The organism is Tardiphaga sp. 619_E2_N8_4 (genome assembly GCF_051810905.1).
Lineage (GTDB): Bacteria > Pseudomonadota > Alphaproteobacteria > Rhizobiales > Xanthobacteraceae > Tardiphaga > Tardiphaga robiniae.
The window spans coordinates 4,427,994-4,441,572 of the sequence record NZ_JBPWQJ010000001.1 but is presented as its reverse complement, the minus strand read 5'-3'; the positions used below and the strand labels follow the sequence as shown (position 1 = coordinate 4,441,572).

The window sequence follows — 13,579 nt, the reverse complement described above, 5'->3', positions numbered from 1 at the left end:
CCGCCCCTGACAGCTGAATGCGATCGAACAATTGAAGTTACGACGAGCGAGCGATGTGCTCAGCGAGTTCGTCGGCATTCATAACGCACGTAGCCTGCAGCGTTTCGGCGATGCGCCTTAGGGTGGCCTTCTCACGCGAGAGAATGGCTTCTGCCTGGTTGAAGCATTCCCGTAACATGACTTCGACCCGACTGCGCAGTCTCCCATCGCATTTAAGGCGCTGCGAAAGGTCTTCGTGCCTGTTGGACGTCAGGTACACGAGGCTTCCATCCATTCCGAATGAAGCGACCATGGCTGTCGCGATCATGGTCGCCTGATGCAAATCAGAGCCGGGTGCACTTCCCCCGAAGTCACCAAACCCGCCCATCAGGACATGCTCCGCAGCGAGTCCGCCCAAGATAGTTGTAATGATAGCCAGGTAGGTCTTCGGCGTTCTGTCGAACCCGGGAGTATTTCGGTGAATGGTGTGCCCATGGCCCATCCTGGTCTCGCTAATTTCGCGGAATACCTTGATTTCCACGGGCACTGCTCCTGCTTCATCACGCAGAACGTAGCCGACAAGTGCGTGCCCGGCTTCGTGAGTGCAGGCGCGAAGGAACGATTCCTCAGAGAGGTTTGCGCGCGCAGGCAGAGACGCGGTCAGGTCCGAAGGGGCCATCTTCCGATGGTTTGTTCTGGCTCGACGGCGGGCGTCGCGAACAATCTGCTCAATAACGGCACCTGTTGCGCCCTCGAGACGGGCAGCGACGCACGTCAGGTCCGCTGCCGCGATCGCATCGCCTAGGTGGTGTCGAAGAATTCCCAATCTCGCGGCCGTGTCCGGGAGAGAAATCTGCAAATGACGCCCGAGCCTCCCGGGTCTCAGGAGGGCGTGATCGATCCGTTCCGGATAGTTCGTCGCTCCGATGACGACGACACCGGTGCGCTTCTCGACGCCGTCGAGACATTCCAGAAGTGCGTTGATGACCTCAGAGCAATATTGCTCGTGATTGAGTGAGAGGCGATCCCGGCTTCCGAAGGCGTCGAATTCGTCAAGGAACAGGATGCACGGAGCATTTGCGATCGCCTGATCGAAAGCGGCGCGCATGGCGGCTAGCAGACTTCCCAGATGGCCCTTTGCCTGCCACTGCGCCAGGGAGTGGGCGTACAGAGGGACACCGCAGGTCGCTGCCAGGCATTGCGCGAAGAAGGTTTTCCCGGTGCCGCTGGGTCCGCTCATTAGCGCGCCTCCATCGACGTCAGCCCAGGTGATGCTTCCGGCCTTGTACGCGGCGAGATCCGACACCAATGCCCGTCCCCAGTCGGCGGCTTCTCCGTATCCGGACAGAGTATCGATCGTCTGGATGCGCGCGGCGTTTTCGACGGACGACCTTTGCCGTCCCAGAATTTGGACGACGTCCGGCAATCGACGGCCGCGTTTGACGATGGCGCTCAGCATGCCATCCTGGATGGTGGCCGCGGCCTCGACCACACTGGTTGGAGCGGAAACGCCCATGATTGCCCGGAACGCGATCTGGATCGCGGTGTGATCGACGCTCTCCAACGCAACGATGCGATCTGCAGCTGCGAGAAATGCGTCCGAGAAATGCTGTTTCTCAGAAGCGAAGCCGAACAAGATGTGACTGTCGACGAGCGTAGCGTTAACCGACTGAGCATGCCCTTTCGAGTTCGAGCCTTTCTTGGAATCGAACAGAAGATGGTAGGTCTGCCTGTTGGAAGTGAGGTCGTTCAGCAGATCGATGGCGGCGCTGTGGATCCAGGCCGTAGCGACGGATTGCGGGACAATGAATCCGACCGTCGCCATTCTGCCTTTGAGCACGTGCTGCATTCCTTCTTTCCGAAGAGCGCGAACGATGAAACGGCGGGCGATCAGGGTGCCTGCGTTCGTCTGGGGTGCCTGCCTCCGAGGGTAACGTCGTCTCAAGGAATTGTATTTCGGTCGCTTCATGGAGCCTCCAAGGATGGTTGATTTTCAAAAGGATTGCGGGAAATTGCCGGGGTCGCCGACCGGATCCTCGAGCACATAGAGGCGGGAGAGGGTCCGCGCGTATCCGACGGCAGGCGAATACAGCCACAACCCCGAGGTCCTGTTGGTGCGGCCGTCCTTGATGCTCGGATGACCTGTGACGGTGCCGGTGAGGCACGGCTCCGGCCGGGATGCGAGTTTCCAGTTCCTGAGGACGGGTGCGCGCTCGAGCGCTCTTCGGCCTGGGTGCTTTCCGTTTCTCGCAAGCTCGAGGGCTCGAATGAGCGACTTCAGACGCTCAATTTCGATACCAATTCTTGCATTAGGGGAGTTGTCTTTGATGATGAACATGGCATGGCTCTCGTTGGCCACATCGCACAGCGACGCCTGGAAGCAAGACACGCTGGTGTCCGGCCCGAGCATGGCACTATCGACCTCTACGTCGATCAAGCGCCGCAAAGCTAGACCGGTTGCGAAATTGATCGCGATGCGTTTGATCCGAACTTGTTCGTCGGCGCTCTTGGGGCTTGGAGCCGTCTTCTACGAATAAGTAAGGCCTTCGATGCTGAGCCAGAGCTTGCTCAGCCTGCGGCAGCAAGGATCGAGGTATGCGCGACGGCGCAAGCCGGATGCTATTATGATCCCCGCCGTGTCATCTCCTTCGATAGCAAATGCGAGCACCGCCGACAGGGCGACGTCGATATCGGGATGAGAGATTTCGCGCTCCTTCATGCGATCGATTGCAACGCCGATAGCGGTCGTGAGTTCAGCAGTAATGCCGTTCCGCCAATCCGTCTCGCTGGGCCGGACCGAGCCGGACACCGCTCGACGAAGGATGTCCGCGTCAACCTGGCAGAAATGGAGAGGAGGGCGCGTCCTCCACCATTTCAGGACCGAGTCTCGCTCGAAACCGGCCGCGTGGGGGATGACCAATGGGAGCGATGCTTTCCGCGAAGACCGGACGAAAGGACGATGGGTCTGCAAAGCGACGATCATGCGATTGCCTCCCTGTAGGGATTGGAAGAACGTTTTTGAGGTGAGATCATGCGTTGGCCACCGTGGGCCGTCGTGGGTCTAGAAGTCGGCCAGTAGCCAAAGATCACTGTACAGAGCGCAGCGCGGATCGATCTTTGCCCGGTACTTCAGGACCCAGGAGAGGAAGATCGCGGAAGTAGACTTCCCGAGCAGGGCGTTGGCGAGCGTTGCGGAGACGGCCAGGTCCACTTCCGGAGCGTCTATTGGGTGGCTCTTGATCTGGCGGAGGCAAATATGCATTGCGACCGTTTCATCTCCGTCACAATCGCCCAAGATTGCCCGAAGCCAGCGGTTCTCACAGTCCAATCGGCTTCCGCTCAATGCAAATCGTATCGACGCCGAATCCTTTCGGCACATTTGGTCCGGTCTTCTCGTCCGCCAGTAGATCAATGGCGAGACGGCGTCCGCCGGTCGATCCGACAGATGGGCCGAATCAAGGTTTGTAAACGTGGCCGTGAAGATGCCGTTCGGGATAGCCGAATGCATGTCGCAAGCTCCAGGATGTATCGTTGCGGGTACGGGAAGGCGAATGTGATTGAGTATCGCGGACGGATCGCGCGAGGAGGCGAAGTTGACGTACCGCGTACGCACTTGCGTGGCGGAAGCGCCGATGAAGGAAGCGGGAGTGCACAGCTGACCGGGCTAAACCAGGCCGTATCTTATTAAGTCCTTCGGCATTCGGAGCTTGCTCCTTTTGCCGATCAACGCTCTTCAAGGATTCGCGGTAACGGACGACGCCGCGACATTCGAGTGCGATCGAATCCTATCAAAGGATTCATCTGTCTGCGTTTTACTGATCCTGCGGAGACCGTCGGGACCACCATCTCTTAACTGATTGTTAACCTATCATGGGCTTGCGATGTCGTCACTAACTGCTGCATCTTATGGTTAACGGGGCGCTTGTTACTCGCGAGCAGATGCGTGCTGCGCGCGCTTGGCTCAACTGGAGCCAAGATGAGCTGTCTGCGAAGTCAGGCGTATCACGGCGCTCCATCGCCATGTACGAAGCAGGGCGGACACTCCCTTACGACGAGACACTTGAAAAACTGAGGCACACGTTCGAGGCCGCGGGAGTGCGTTTCCTTTTCGTCGGAATGGTCGGCCAAGGAATCACTTTCGATTCTGGAGGAGAAGAACCGTCTTAGGCGGCCGCCCTCGGAGAGTGATATGCCGACTTTGCTAATGGGCCTATGCTCGCAGCGCCACGCCTGCTGCGCTGGGATTGCGACGGTTAGATCCTGATCATGATGTCGAGCAGGAAATCTTCGTTAGGCGAAGTTGAAGCGCGCCTCAACCGATTAGTTCGACCGAGCCGTTCACCGCCCGACGAATGCTTCTCCGTTGCTTCCGGAAGTCCTGCACCTGAGGGGCGCTTGACAGGATTCCAAATCGCGACCCATCCTTTTCGAAGCAGCAAGGAAATCCAGATGACGTCAACTCGGCGCATGGCTTCGGTTGAAGCATTCGACATCACGATGATGACGCTCGGGAGTGTTCTCGATGATATCCAGAATGGACGGACCAGGCTGCCGCACTTTCATCGGGAGTGGTGTTGGCCCAGCGATCACATTCGGAGCCTGCTGGGTTCCGTCGCGGAGGGTCATCCCATCGGTTCCGTAATGTTCGTAAACGCGGTGCCACTGGGCCATCGTTCGTTCGATGGTGTAGGTGCCGCAGATCCGAACACTACGCCATTGCATCTGGTTTTGGATGGCCAGCAACGCCTGACTGCAGCGTATCAGGCCTGTTTTGCACGTGCTGTAAGGGTCCGTTCCGATTTGCACCCCGAGTATTGTCGGTATTTTTTCGACATGCGAGAAGCCATTTCGTCGGCGTTTCCCGTTGAGGACGCGATTTTTTCCGTCGCGACAAATCGCGATGGAGGTTCGCTAAACCATGGCGACGTTGATTTCACGGAGCCATCGGTCCAGTACGAGCGATGCATATTTCCCGTGAATATGACGTTCGACTTCGATGCCTATGATCGCCAATATTCGAAGTTCTGGGACGAAAAGGAGTACGGCCCAGAACGGTCTGATGCCCTGAGCATATGGCGGCATTTTCGTACGGCTGTCGCGAGCGCATTCAAAACGTATCGGCTACCGGTGCAAACGTTGAAACGACCGACGAGTGTCGCAGCGCTGTGTCGCGTGTATGAACACGTCAACATGCCCCGGAAGAGTGCCGAATTTGTCGAGTGATCTCAGCCCGTGGCGGAGTGCAGTTCAGGCTCGATCCTGAGCCGGTGCGTTTCGTCCAAAACGGTGCCGAAGCCACGATCCAGGCGAACGGGCTCTACGGCTGACACGTTGCCATCCGCGCTGGTTGCGAAGAATTCGATGAAGTCCGTTTCCGTATCGATCACCGCCATTGACAGAATCCCACTCTGCCAAGCATTGGTGTCGAGCGAAATCCTATTTTCCGTCACAACAGGCTGAGGTGGGTCCTGAATAGAGTGACCGTGCACGACAATATGCGATAGCGGTCCAACGAAATCTAGAAACTTCGTGCGGACCTGGAGGAGGACGTTTCTTTCTTGTTTTGTCAGCGGAACCGATGGATCGATCCCGGCGTGCACGAAAACATACCGGCCGACTGGCAGGATTGTCGGGGCGCTTCTTAAGACGCTGACAAGCTCGGGAAATCGCCCGCCGATCGAAGTAATCTCGTCAGGCCAATAGTGCGTACCTTCGCCTAAATACGACGCGAGCGTTTTTGCCCCCCCCGAAGTCTGCAAACCACCTTTCGACATAGATCTGGCTGGTCATCGCATCCAGGAAAAGCTGATCGTGATTTCCTAAAAGCAAACGGCTCTGCGGCCAGCGTTTGAGGGTCTCGCAGACGATCGCCATCGCCTCCCGGCTATCGGGACCTCGATCAACGATATCGCCCAGAAAGAAGACACGCGGCTCTATGCAATTGCGTCGGGCGTGCTCGCTAATAAAATCGACGAGGGAGGAGAGTAGATCCGCGCGTCCATGGACGTCACCGATCGCATAAACAGTTGATGTCATTCTTTCAGCTCGCCTTTGGGGCAAAAGGGAAGGCGCACCGTGCAGGTCTTCGCGATTTGACGAAGCGTAAAGATCACACGCAGCCGAAAAATGTGCTGATGAGACATGTTGCATTTGATTGATCGAGCGCGCGCCGTGCTCGGGATGTTCTACTTTGAGTCAAGGCGGCGGCCGCTCAACGCGACGCGGTCTTCAATCAGTTTAGAAATGCGGAGATCGAGGATACGCACGCCTCATTGAGAGAATTGAAGGGTAGCGATTGCCACCGCGCCGCTATCAGATCTGCTTTTCCAATAAGTAGTCAGGGATCGTGCCGAACGCGGCAGGGCTCATTTCGCTCCGAGGTCCGGCATCGCGGAAGCTTTTGTTTACCCCTCGATAATAAGTCCAAGGAACCTCCTTGAGCGGCGCCCTCGCAGACCTTACGCATATTTCTGCAAACGGAGGTGGACATGCGACTACGTGTTGTTTCGCGCGCCGCGGGCGTGACCGCGGGTCTGGGCATTTCTTTACTCGGCGCGGGAACGGCGTTGTCTCAACAGTCTCTCTTCGAGTCGATTGACCAGAAGACGCTGCAGATGACCCTCCTGCAGAACGTTCAGTCGGGTTCTACCAAGCAGACATTCGAACAGGCGCTCCGGACTTTCTTCGTAGCGGCCGACGCCGATTCCGATGGGGAGATTACCCAGCGTGACGTTCAACTTCATAAGGCCATGGAGGAAACTCAGAGCAGGGCGCAGGCCATCCAGCAGGCGATGCGATACGATCTCGACGGTGACGGCTTCGTGACGGAGGTCGAAATCCAACGAGGCATATCCTACGAACTTCGATCCCAGACTTCTCCGAACGCCGGAGGGAATCCAGGGCCATCGGTCCGGGATGCGATCGCCGGTCAGATCGCATCCCGGGTTCGGGCGACCATGTCTCTCGACGCGGACAACGACGGCAAAGTCTCGTTGCTTGAAGCCGCCAAATCGGCGAAGCCGAACCGCAGCGGCGGTTTCTCCGCGCGTGCGCAGCAACTCCTCGAACTCGACGCGACCTCCTCAGGCGTCGTCACACTTGCCGCCTACGAGGCGATGGGCGCGAAACTATTCCAACTGATCGATACCGACCGTGATGGCGTCGTTTCCCAGCAAGAGATGAGCGACTACCGTACACGAGCCGAGCGAGCAGGCTGCGAGATGCCGATGGCGTCCGAGAAAGCGCGGGTCATCCTATTCGGTTCGTACGAGACCGAGACATTGTCTAATGTAACCTTGGGATCGCAGGACAACGTCGTCCATACCGGGCGAGTCAACATCGAACCCGGCGCGGACCCGGTATACGTCGTCTTGACGAGCCACGCTCCGACCATATGGCGGTTCACCGGCGCGACGGAGCGCGTCGAGCGGGTCGTCGTGGCCAGTCAGTCCACGGGGCCGAATAGAAGCGACCCCGGGCAGCGGCCTCTTGCTGGCGTGACGGGTCTCGGCAAAGAACGCGTAACGTTCTTCAATCGGCCCAATTGCCTGCCATATTTCTACGAGGTGCCATCCGCAGGATCTTTCCAGTCCGTCGGCACCGTGAGAACGGGCACCGGCAAGACCCCAGAGGTGACGTCAGCCGTCTACGAAGTAAGGTCGTTTGCCGCGCCCTCTGGCGCGTTTATCTCAGTGAAGAAGGATAAAAACGCCGAACCTGTTGGGCCCGCCAGCGAGACCATCACGAACGCTCCGAACAGCGAAGCAAAGAGCGACCTTTTCAGATTCTCGCCCGGCGGCGTCGTGGATATCGATCCACAGGCCGTGGTCGGCAGTGCCCCGGCCCAGAAGTACGAGGTGATGCCGCAACAGGCCGGGCTGGTGCAGTTGCTCTCGTCCGGTGCGCTGGTGCGTGCGAAGGGCGGTGAGTACATCGTCAAACAGAAGACCAGATTTCCGTCCGGCTTGCACGGTGCTCATTCCGTCACGTTCCTGCTCCCGACCGGCGTCCCTTATCCAGAAGGAGATCCGGGACATTCATGTGTGGTGATTGAAGAAACCGGTCTCACAAAGGGCGCTGGTTGCCGCTGAAATTCACCGCAAGATGTGCGTGAGGCAGCCCAAGTTGGGCTGCCTAGCATTATTTCGATTTGACCGCTCCGGCGCGAACGTTCGCGTCCATCGCGATCGGTAAGGACACTGTCAGAAAGCCGGAAGTGCCCTCCATCCGATTTTCTGCGGCAAACTCGCGAAAAATCTTGAGGCGCGTCGAAATGGGAAGCTTGCCGACTTCAAATGTATAGCCAAGCGACCCGCCCAGAGCGACGACGCGCCCTTGAAAAGATCCGAGGCGAGCGCCGCTTCCGGAATCAGCGGTCAACTGCTGATAATAATAGCCGACCAGGCCAAGTGTGAATTCCTTGGTAATGTACTTCGTGGCCGCCCACTCAAGGTGAAATTCGTCGCCGCTTTTGTAGTCCGTAGCGGTGTTGATCTGATTGAACGTGAAGCCCGCGCTCGCGGACAGATCCCAGCCTAGTGTCGGATCGAGCCACGTCAGCGCCGTGAAAACGTCAATCGCGGGGCGGTTCAGCGACGCGTTCGAGAGCTGCCCGGGTACGTAAGTCCCGGACGGGATGACACCGCCGACGCCGACCTGCCAGTGTAGATTTCCGGAACGCCAGCCGACGAAGGAGTTGATGAAAAAATCGCTGAGAGCGAGTTCGGAATCTACTGCGTTGACGCCGATCGGTCCGAAGCGCGGCGAATTCACCAAGAGATTTGCGTTTACGCGTGGCTCTCCGAAGGGCGTGGTCAACGAGAATGCCAGGTCGCCACCAAAGATCTTGGCGGGCGTCACCCAGATCGTTGTCGGGAGGTTGATCCAGGTCTGCTGCGACACATTTGCGACAAGCAGGCCGCCCGTGGGCAAGGTCCTGCCGCCGCCCAGTTTCCCGCTGTAGAAGTATGTGTCGTCCTGGAAGTACACGCCTGGTGGAGGGGTAATTCCGGCGCCAGGCCCTCGTGTCCCCAGCAAATAGGCGCCAGTCGCTCCTTCAGCGGCTCTCGCTGAACGTGGGGTACTCGAGATCGCTATTAACACAAGAGCCGCCGCACCGATTTCACGTCTCACCTGTCACCCCCACAGCATGATGGAAACGCTCGCTTCATTGGCCAATCGAATGGGCAATATGTAGTCACAGCTTCTGCGCTCTTACAACAGGGTCCAGTTTCCCGAAATGACCCAATGGTCTGTTCCATCCTCGCAATAGGACGCGTCCAGTTGAATAAAAATGACTACGCATTCGCGCGTGCTTTAAATGTGCGGCGCGACATGTAGCCTCACGAAATGAAGCGTATTTCCACGATTGACGTCCGAGATAATATGCGCAGACTGGAGCAAATCCGAAGATGACTGCGTCCGGTCGCGGACAAAAGCGATATCCCGAGATAGCTCTCCTGAAGTGTGCTGCATCTTGAAAGGGGTCGAAAATGCATTCGTTCGTGATGGACTCTATCCACCTCATCGGTCGTCCGCCGAAACTTTTCGGTAGATCAACATGCGCCGTCGCGATTTTTTGCGCCTGCGTTGTGTTGAATGTTGCACCCGCATCTGCATTCAGCTCAGACAGCGGCCTCCAACAGCAAGTTCGCAATGACAGTGACGTAACGCAGGTGCGTGCGCGCGGAGGCGTTGCGGTGCGTACGAGAACGGCGGTCGGCCCAAGAGGCGGAGTGTATCACAGTAGAACGGTTGTTCGCCGAGGAGCCGTGGTGCGTCCCGGGTATGCCGGGGGCGGCGTTCGATGGGCTCGTCCCTACGGCTGGCCGAGGGGCGGCGCGATAGCGGCGGGAGCTGCAATTGGAGTCGTAACCGCCGCGACTGCTGCAGCCTGGGCAGGCACTCCTCCGGCACCCGGGATGTGCTGGTACTACACGGACCCATCGCGCACCCAAGGTTTTTGGGATTATTGCCGATAGATGCCGGGAGCAGCCTGTCATGACCCTGTCGGACGCCGCTCCGGAACAGATTGAACGGCCGGTCGGCGTCTCGGACATGGTCCGGGTTCCGGGCGGCATATTCCGTATGGGATCCGATGACCATTACCCGGAAGAAGCCCCTGTTCACCGAGTAAAGGTGGAGGGCTTCTGCATCGACCGGACGCCAGTGACGAACCGCCAGTTCAAGGCGTTTGTCAGAGCGACCGGCTACAAGACGTTTGCCGAACTTCCGCCGGACCCGAAGGACTATCCGGGTGCGCTGCCGAACATGCTGTACGCCGGTTCATTGGTGTTTGCGCCGCAGCAGAATGTAACCAATCTGCGGGACTGGAGCCAATGGTGGCAATTCATGAAGGGGGCCGATTGGCGTCATCCCTACGGACCGAAGAGCAACATCAACGTCCTCGACCATCATCCGGTCGTGCATGTGTCGTTCGCCGATGCCTTGGCCTACGCGCAGTGGGCAGGCAAAGATCTGCCGACCGAGGCCGAATGGGAATTCGCGGCGCGCGGCGGTCTCGAGGGTGCTGAATTCGCATGGGGCGACGAGTTCACGCCGGACGGGGTCCATATGGCCAACACCTGGCAAGGTGAGTTCCCCCGTCAGAACTTGAACACGGACGGATATGAGCGCACTTCTCCGGTGACGGCATTCCCGCCGAATGGCTATGGCGTTCACGACCTGATCGGCAACGTTTGGGAATGGACGACAGACTGGTATGCGCCAAAGCATGATGCTGATGCGCCCAAGGCCTGCTGTATTCCGGAAAACCCGCGCGGCGCTCGGGAAGAGGGCAGCTACGACCCGGCCCAGCCTAACATCAGGATTCCGCGCAAGGTCATCAAGGGCGGGTCGCATCTGTGCGCGCCGAACTATTGCCGCCGCTACCGGCCAGCGGCGCGGCATGCGGAGCAGGTGGACACATCAACCAGCCATCTGGGATTTCGCTGTGTCGTGCGGGGCATGACATGACGGCTGCTCCTACTTCAGCGTTCGCGCGCCTCCTGACGTCCGCCGCGATCGTGCTGTCCGTCGTCCTCCTGTTGCTCGGCGCCTACCGATACGGGTGGTCGATGGAAATCCACCGTCGGTTCTGGGTGGACATCTTCGAGCGCCTCCACGGACCGATGACGTTCCGCTTCTATCTGCAGCCGACGATGGCGCTGCTGGCGGCACTCCCCGACGGCATCCGGGATGCACGGCTCGGCCACCGCTCGTTCTTCTGGTCGGCTTGGTGGGACCGTAACGCCTCCACGGGGCGGCTGCGGGAAGGTGTAACATCCGTCGCGCGCATCGTGCTGCTCGGCATCAGCATGGACGTGATCTACCAATTCAAAGTGCTCGACCGTTTCTACCCGGTGGAAGCGTTGATGATGGCGATCATGCTCGCTGTCATTCCATATTTCGTCTTCCGATGGATCGTCGAGTTGATTGCTCGTTGGTGGTTCGCGCGAACAGGCACGGGCACGGCTATGTAACACAAGGACGTTCGATGATCGAAAGCGTGTCCTCCAAGTCCCCCGCCGACCAGATATCGGTCGAACTGTCGTCGCGTCGGACCGGGATGTCGTTTCAAAGGACGCGCATGAGCGCGGATCGCACCCTGATGTCCGTGATCCGGACGTCACTGTCGCTGATCTCGTTCGGCTTCACGATCTCGCAAGTGTTCGAGAAACTGCGCGACCAGAACGTGATCACGCACGGCGCTCCCGCGCGCAATTTCGGCGTGACGCTGGTGGCGCTCGGCATCCTGATGCTGATCGGCGGATTGATTTATCACCTGCAGTTCATGGTCCAACTGCGTGAAGAGCGGAAGATGATGGCTGCCGACGGGTTGATCCACGCCCAGAGCGGCTTTCCGGTGTCGCTGACACTGATCACCGCGGTAATCCTGCTGTTCATCGGCATCGCCGCCATCGTCAGCATGATGTTCCAGGTCGGGCCGTTCGGTTGAAAGTGGAGCGCCGACGCGTCCCGTCGAGACGACAATCAGTTTGAGACCAGAAGCGACCTCGAATTCGACAGATGTAGGAATGGGAGTTGATCGAATGGCCAAAAGCAGCAAGCCGAACATCATCATGATCATGGCCGACGACGTCGGCATCTGGAACATCAGCGCCTATCACCGCGGCATGATGGGTGGCAGCACTCCGAACCTAGACCGTATCGCGCGCGAGGGCGCGCTCTTCACCGACTACTACGGACAGCAGTCATGCACTGCGGGACGCGCGGCATTCATCACGGGGCAGACGCCGTTCCGGACGGGATTATTGAAAGTCGGATTGCCGGCGGCGAAACAGGGCCTGCAGGACTCGGATCCGACCATCGCCGAATTCCTTAAACCCCTCGGCTATGCGACAGCGCAGATCGGCAAGAACCATCTGGGCGATCGCAACGAATATCTGCCTACGGTCCACGGCTTCGACGAGTTCCACGGTATCCTCTACCACTTGAATGCAATGGAAGAACCCTACTACCCGGATTATCCGAAAGACGAGAAATTCCGTACAAAGTTTGGCCCGCGCAACATTATCAGTACCGTTGCTACAGACGTCGACGATGCAACGGAGGATCCGCGTTGGGGCCGCGTCGGCAAACAGAAGATCACCGACGCCGGTCCACTTCCGCCGCATCCGGGCATGGACCCCGCCGCAAAGGTGAGCATGGAGGACATCGACGCCGATCTGGTGAAGCGCTCATGCGACTTCATTGAGCGCTCCGTGAAGGCCGAGAAGCCGTTCTTCCTCTGGCACAACTCCACGCGGTGCCATTCCTGGACGCATCTGTCCAAACAATGGGACGGCAAGACCGGCTATGGCTTGTTTGCCGATGCGATGGCCGAGTTGGACTGGGTCGTAGGCGAGCTGCTCGCCAAGCTGGACGAACTCGGCATTGCCGACGAAACGATCGTGATGTTCACCAGCGACAATGGTGCTGAAATCTTCAGTTGGCCCGATGGCGGCAATCATCCGTTCCGCGGCGAGAAAGGCACTGTCTACGAAGGGGGGTTCCGGGTCCCCATGCTCGTCAAGTGGCCTGGGGTCATCAAGCCGGGCACCATTATCAACGAAATCGTGTCGGCCGAAGACTGGATGCCGACCCTCGTCGCGGCGGCCGGCGGTGATCCGGATCTGAAGGCGAAGCTGCTCACCGGCTACAAGGCCGGAGAGAAGACCTTCAAGAACCATCTCGACGGCTACAATTTCATGCCGTTCTTCGAAGGAAAGGTAGCGGAAAGTCCCCGCCGGGAATTCTTCTACTTCAGCGACAACGCCGACCTCATGGCCGTGCGCTACAACGAGTGGAAGATCACCTTCAAGACCATCGTCGGCAACCTGTTCACGGGCAAGGAAGACTCTACCAATGTCCCGCTCGTAACCAACCTGCGCGTTGACCCGTGGGAGCGATACCAGACCGAGTCGACGTCCTACGGCGAATGGTGGGGGAAGGCACTGTGGGTCATGATGCCCGCCATGGGTATCATGGGTCAGTTCCTCGCTACCTTCAAAGATTACCCGCCAAGCCAAGCTTCCGGATCACTCAGCATTGAGAAGGCATTGCAGGCGTTGCAGGAGGGGGGCCGGAAGAACTGAACAGC

14 protein-coding genes are annotated in these 13,579 nt (G+C 58.6%); 7 read left to right on the top strand and 7 right to left on the bottom strand.

Features of this window, described 5'->3' with window-relative positions:
- Positions 1–37: 37 nt before the first annotated feature.
- The 4 genes from AB8A23_RS21355 to AB8A23_RS21340 form a co-directional block, all read right to left on the bottom strand.
- On the bottom strand, positions 38–1,828 hold the full coding sequence (locus AB8A23_RS21355; protein WP_439058283.1) for an AAA family ATPase: 1,791 nt from the start codon (positions 1,826–1,828) through the stop codon (positions 38–40).
- Positions 1,829–1,972: 144 nt separating this feature from the next.
- A complete protein-coding gene (locus AB8A23_RS21350) occupies positions 1,973–2,389 on the bottom strand; it encodes a DUF6634 family protein (RefSeq protein WP_439058284.1) in 417 nt (138 codons plus the stop codon).
- 117 nt (positions 2,390–2,506) lie between these two features.
- On the bottom strand, positions 2,507–2,962 hold the full coding sequence (locus AB8A23_RS21345; protein WP_439058285.1) for a hypothetical protein: 456 nt from the start codon (positions 2,960–2,962) through the stop codon (positions 2,507–2,509).
- 78 nt (positions 2,963–3,040) lie between these two features.
- The gene (locus AB8A23_RS21340) at positions 3,041–3,487 is read right to left on the bottom strand and encodes a hypothetical protein (RefSeq protein WP_439058286.1); all 447 of its coding nucleotides are present in this window, start codon (positions 3,485–3,487) and stop codon (positions 3,041–3,043) included.
- Between the two features lie 398 nt (positions 3,488–3,885).
- On the opposite strand from AB8A23_RS21340, the gene AB8A23_RS21335 reads away from it, so the two are divergent.
- Together AB8A23_RS21335 and AB8A23_RS21330 are read left to right on the top strand one after the other, a co-directional pair.
- The gene (locus tag AB8A23_RS21335; protein WP_439066026.1) at positions 3,886–4,146 is read left to right on the top strand and encodes a helix-turn-helix domain-containing protein; all 261 of its coding nucleotides are present in this window, start codon (positions 3,886–3,888) and stop codon (positions 4,144–4,146) included.
- Positions 4,147–4,428: 282 nt separating this feature from the next.
- On the top strand, positions 4,429–5,202 hold the full coding sequence (locus tag AB8A23_RS21330; protein WP_439058288.1) for a DUF262 domain-containing protein: 774 nt from the start codon (positions 4,429–4,431) through the stop codon (positions 5,200–5,202).
- A 2-nt stretch (positions 5,203–5,204) separates the two neighbouring features.
- Here AB8A23_RS21330 and AB8A23_RS21325 read toward each other — a convergent pair whose 3' ends face one another.
- Together AB8A23_RS21325 and AB8A23_RS21320 are read right to left on the bottom strand one after the other, a co-directional pair.
- The gene (locus AB8A23_RS21325) at positions 5,205–5,372 is read right to left on the bottom strand and encodes a hypothetical protein (RefSeq protein WP_439058289.1); all 168 of its coding nucleotides are present in this window, start codon (positions 5,370–5,372) and stop codon (positions 5,205–5,207) included.
- A 298-nt stretch (positions 5,373–5,670) separates the two neighbouring features.
- Positions 5,671–6,015 carry a metallophosphoesterase gene (locus AB8A23_RS21320; RefSeq protein ID WP_439058290.1) on the bottom strand — a complete coding sequence of 115 codons (345 nt, stop codon included), beginning with the start codon at positions 6,013–6,015 and terminating at the stop codon, positions 5,671–5,673.
- 452 nt (positions 6,016–6,467) lie between these two features.
- On the opposite strand from AB8A23_RS21320, the gene AB8A23_RS21315 reads away from it, so the two are divergent.
- The gene (locus AB8A23_RS21315; protein ID WP_439058291.1) at positions 6,468–8,069 is read left to right on the top strand and encodes a hypothetical protein; all 1,602 of its coding nucleotides are present in this window, start codon (positions 6,468–6,470) and stop codon (positions 8,067–8,069) included.
- Positions 8,070–8,118: 49 nt separating this feature from the next.
- Here AB8A23_RS21315 and AB8A23_RS21310 read toward each other — a convergent pair whose 3' ends face one another.
- On the bottom strand, positions 8,119–8,967 hold the full coding sequence (locus tag AB8A23_RS21310) for a SphA family protein (RefSeq protein ID WP_439058292.1): 849 nt from the start codon (positions 8,965–8,967) through the stop codon (positions 8,119–8,121).
- Between the two features lie 1,011 nt (positions 8,968–9,978).
- Here AB8A23_RS21310 and AB8A23_RS21305 point away from each other — a divergent pair.
- From AB8A23_RS21305 to AB8A23_RS21290, 4 genes are all read left to right on the top strand, one after another.
- Positions 9,979–10,953 (top strand): formylglycine-generating enzyme family protein, encoded by a 975-nt coding sequence (locus AB8A23_RS21305; protein WP_439058293.1) that lies wholly within the window; start codon positions 9,979–9,981, stop codon positions 10,951–10,953.
- Entirely contained in the window at positions 10,950–11,459 is a 510-nt protein-coding gene (locus AB8A23_RS21300; RefSeq protein WP_439058294.1) for a hypothetical protein, read from the top strand. Before AB8A23_RS21305 ends, AB8A23_RS21300 begins: the two co-directional genes overlap by 4 nt.
- Before the next feature lie 14 nt (positions 11,460–11,473).
- A complete protein-coding gene (locus tag AB8A23_RS21295) occupies positions 11,474–11,935 on the top strand; it encodes a YidH family protein (protein ID WP_439058295.1) in 462 nt (153 codons plus the stop codon).
- 94 nt (positions 11,936–12,029) lie between these two features.
- A complete protein-coding gene (locus AB8A23_RS21290; protein ID WP_439058296.1) occupies positions 12,030–13,574 on the top strand; it encodes an arylsulfatase in 1,545 nt (514 codons plus the stop codon).
- Positions 13,575–13,579 lie beyond the last annotated feature (5 nt).

Excerpts from the sequence above, each read along its gene's own strand:
- AB8A23_RS21305 (WP_439058293.1), top strand. The coding sequence starts at position 9,979 with ATGACCCTGTCGGACGCCGCTCCGGAACAGATTGAACGGCCGGTCGGC.
- AB8A23_RS21300 (WP_439058294.1), top strand. The coding sequence starts at position 10,950 with ATGACGGCTGCTCCTACTTCAGCGTTCGCGCGCCTCCTGACGTCCGCC.
- AB8A23_RS21330 (WP_439058288.1), top strand. The coding sequence starts at position 4,429 with ATGACGTCAACTCGGCGCATGGCTTCGGTTGAAGCATTCGACATCACG.
- AB8A23_RS21295 (WP_439058295.1), top strand. The coding sequence starts at position 11,474 with ATGATCGAAAGCGTGTCCTCCAAGTCCCCCGCCGACCAGATATCGGTC.
- AB8A23_RS21345 (WP_439058285.1), bottom strand. The coding sequence starts at position 2,962 with ATGATCGTCGCTTTGCAGACCCATCGTCCTTTCGTCCGGTCTTCGCGG.
- AB8A23_RS21350 (WP_439058284.1), bottom strand. The coding sequence starts at position 2,389 with ATGCTCGGGCCGGACACCAGCGTGTCTTGCTTCCAGGCGTCGCTGTGC.
- AB8A23_RS21325 (WP_439058289.1), bottom strand. The coding sequence starts at position 5,372 with ATGGCGGTGATCGATACGGAAACGGACTTCATCGAATTCTTCGCAACC.
- AB8A23_RS21335 (WP_439066026.1), top strand. The coding sequence starts at position 3,886 with ATGGTTAACGGGGCGCTTGTTACTCGCGAGCAGATGCGTGCTGCGCGC.
- AB8A23_RS21320 (WP_439058290.1), bottom strand. The coding sequence starts at position 6,015 with ATGACATCAACTGTTTATGCGATCGGTGACGTCCATGGACGCGCGGAT.
- AB8A23_RS21290 (WP_439058296.1), top strand. The coding sequence starts at position 12,030 with ATGGCCAAAAGCAGCAAGCCGAACATCATCATGATCATGGCCGACGAC.
- AB8A23_RS21315 (WP_439058291.1), top strand. The coding sequence starts at position 6,468 with ATGCGACTACGTGTTGTTTCGCGCGCCGCGGGCGTGACCGCGGGTCTG.
- AB8A23_RS21355 (WP_439058283.1), bottom strand. The coding sequence starts at position 1,828 with ATGCAGCACGTGCTCAAAGGCAGAATGGCGACGGTCGGATTCATTGTC.
- AB8A23_RS21340 (WP_439058286.1), bottom strand. The coding sequence starts at position 3,487 with ATGCATTCGGCTATCCCGAACGGCATCTTCACGGCCACGTTTACAAAC.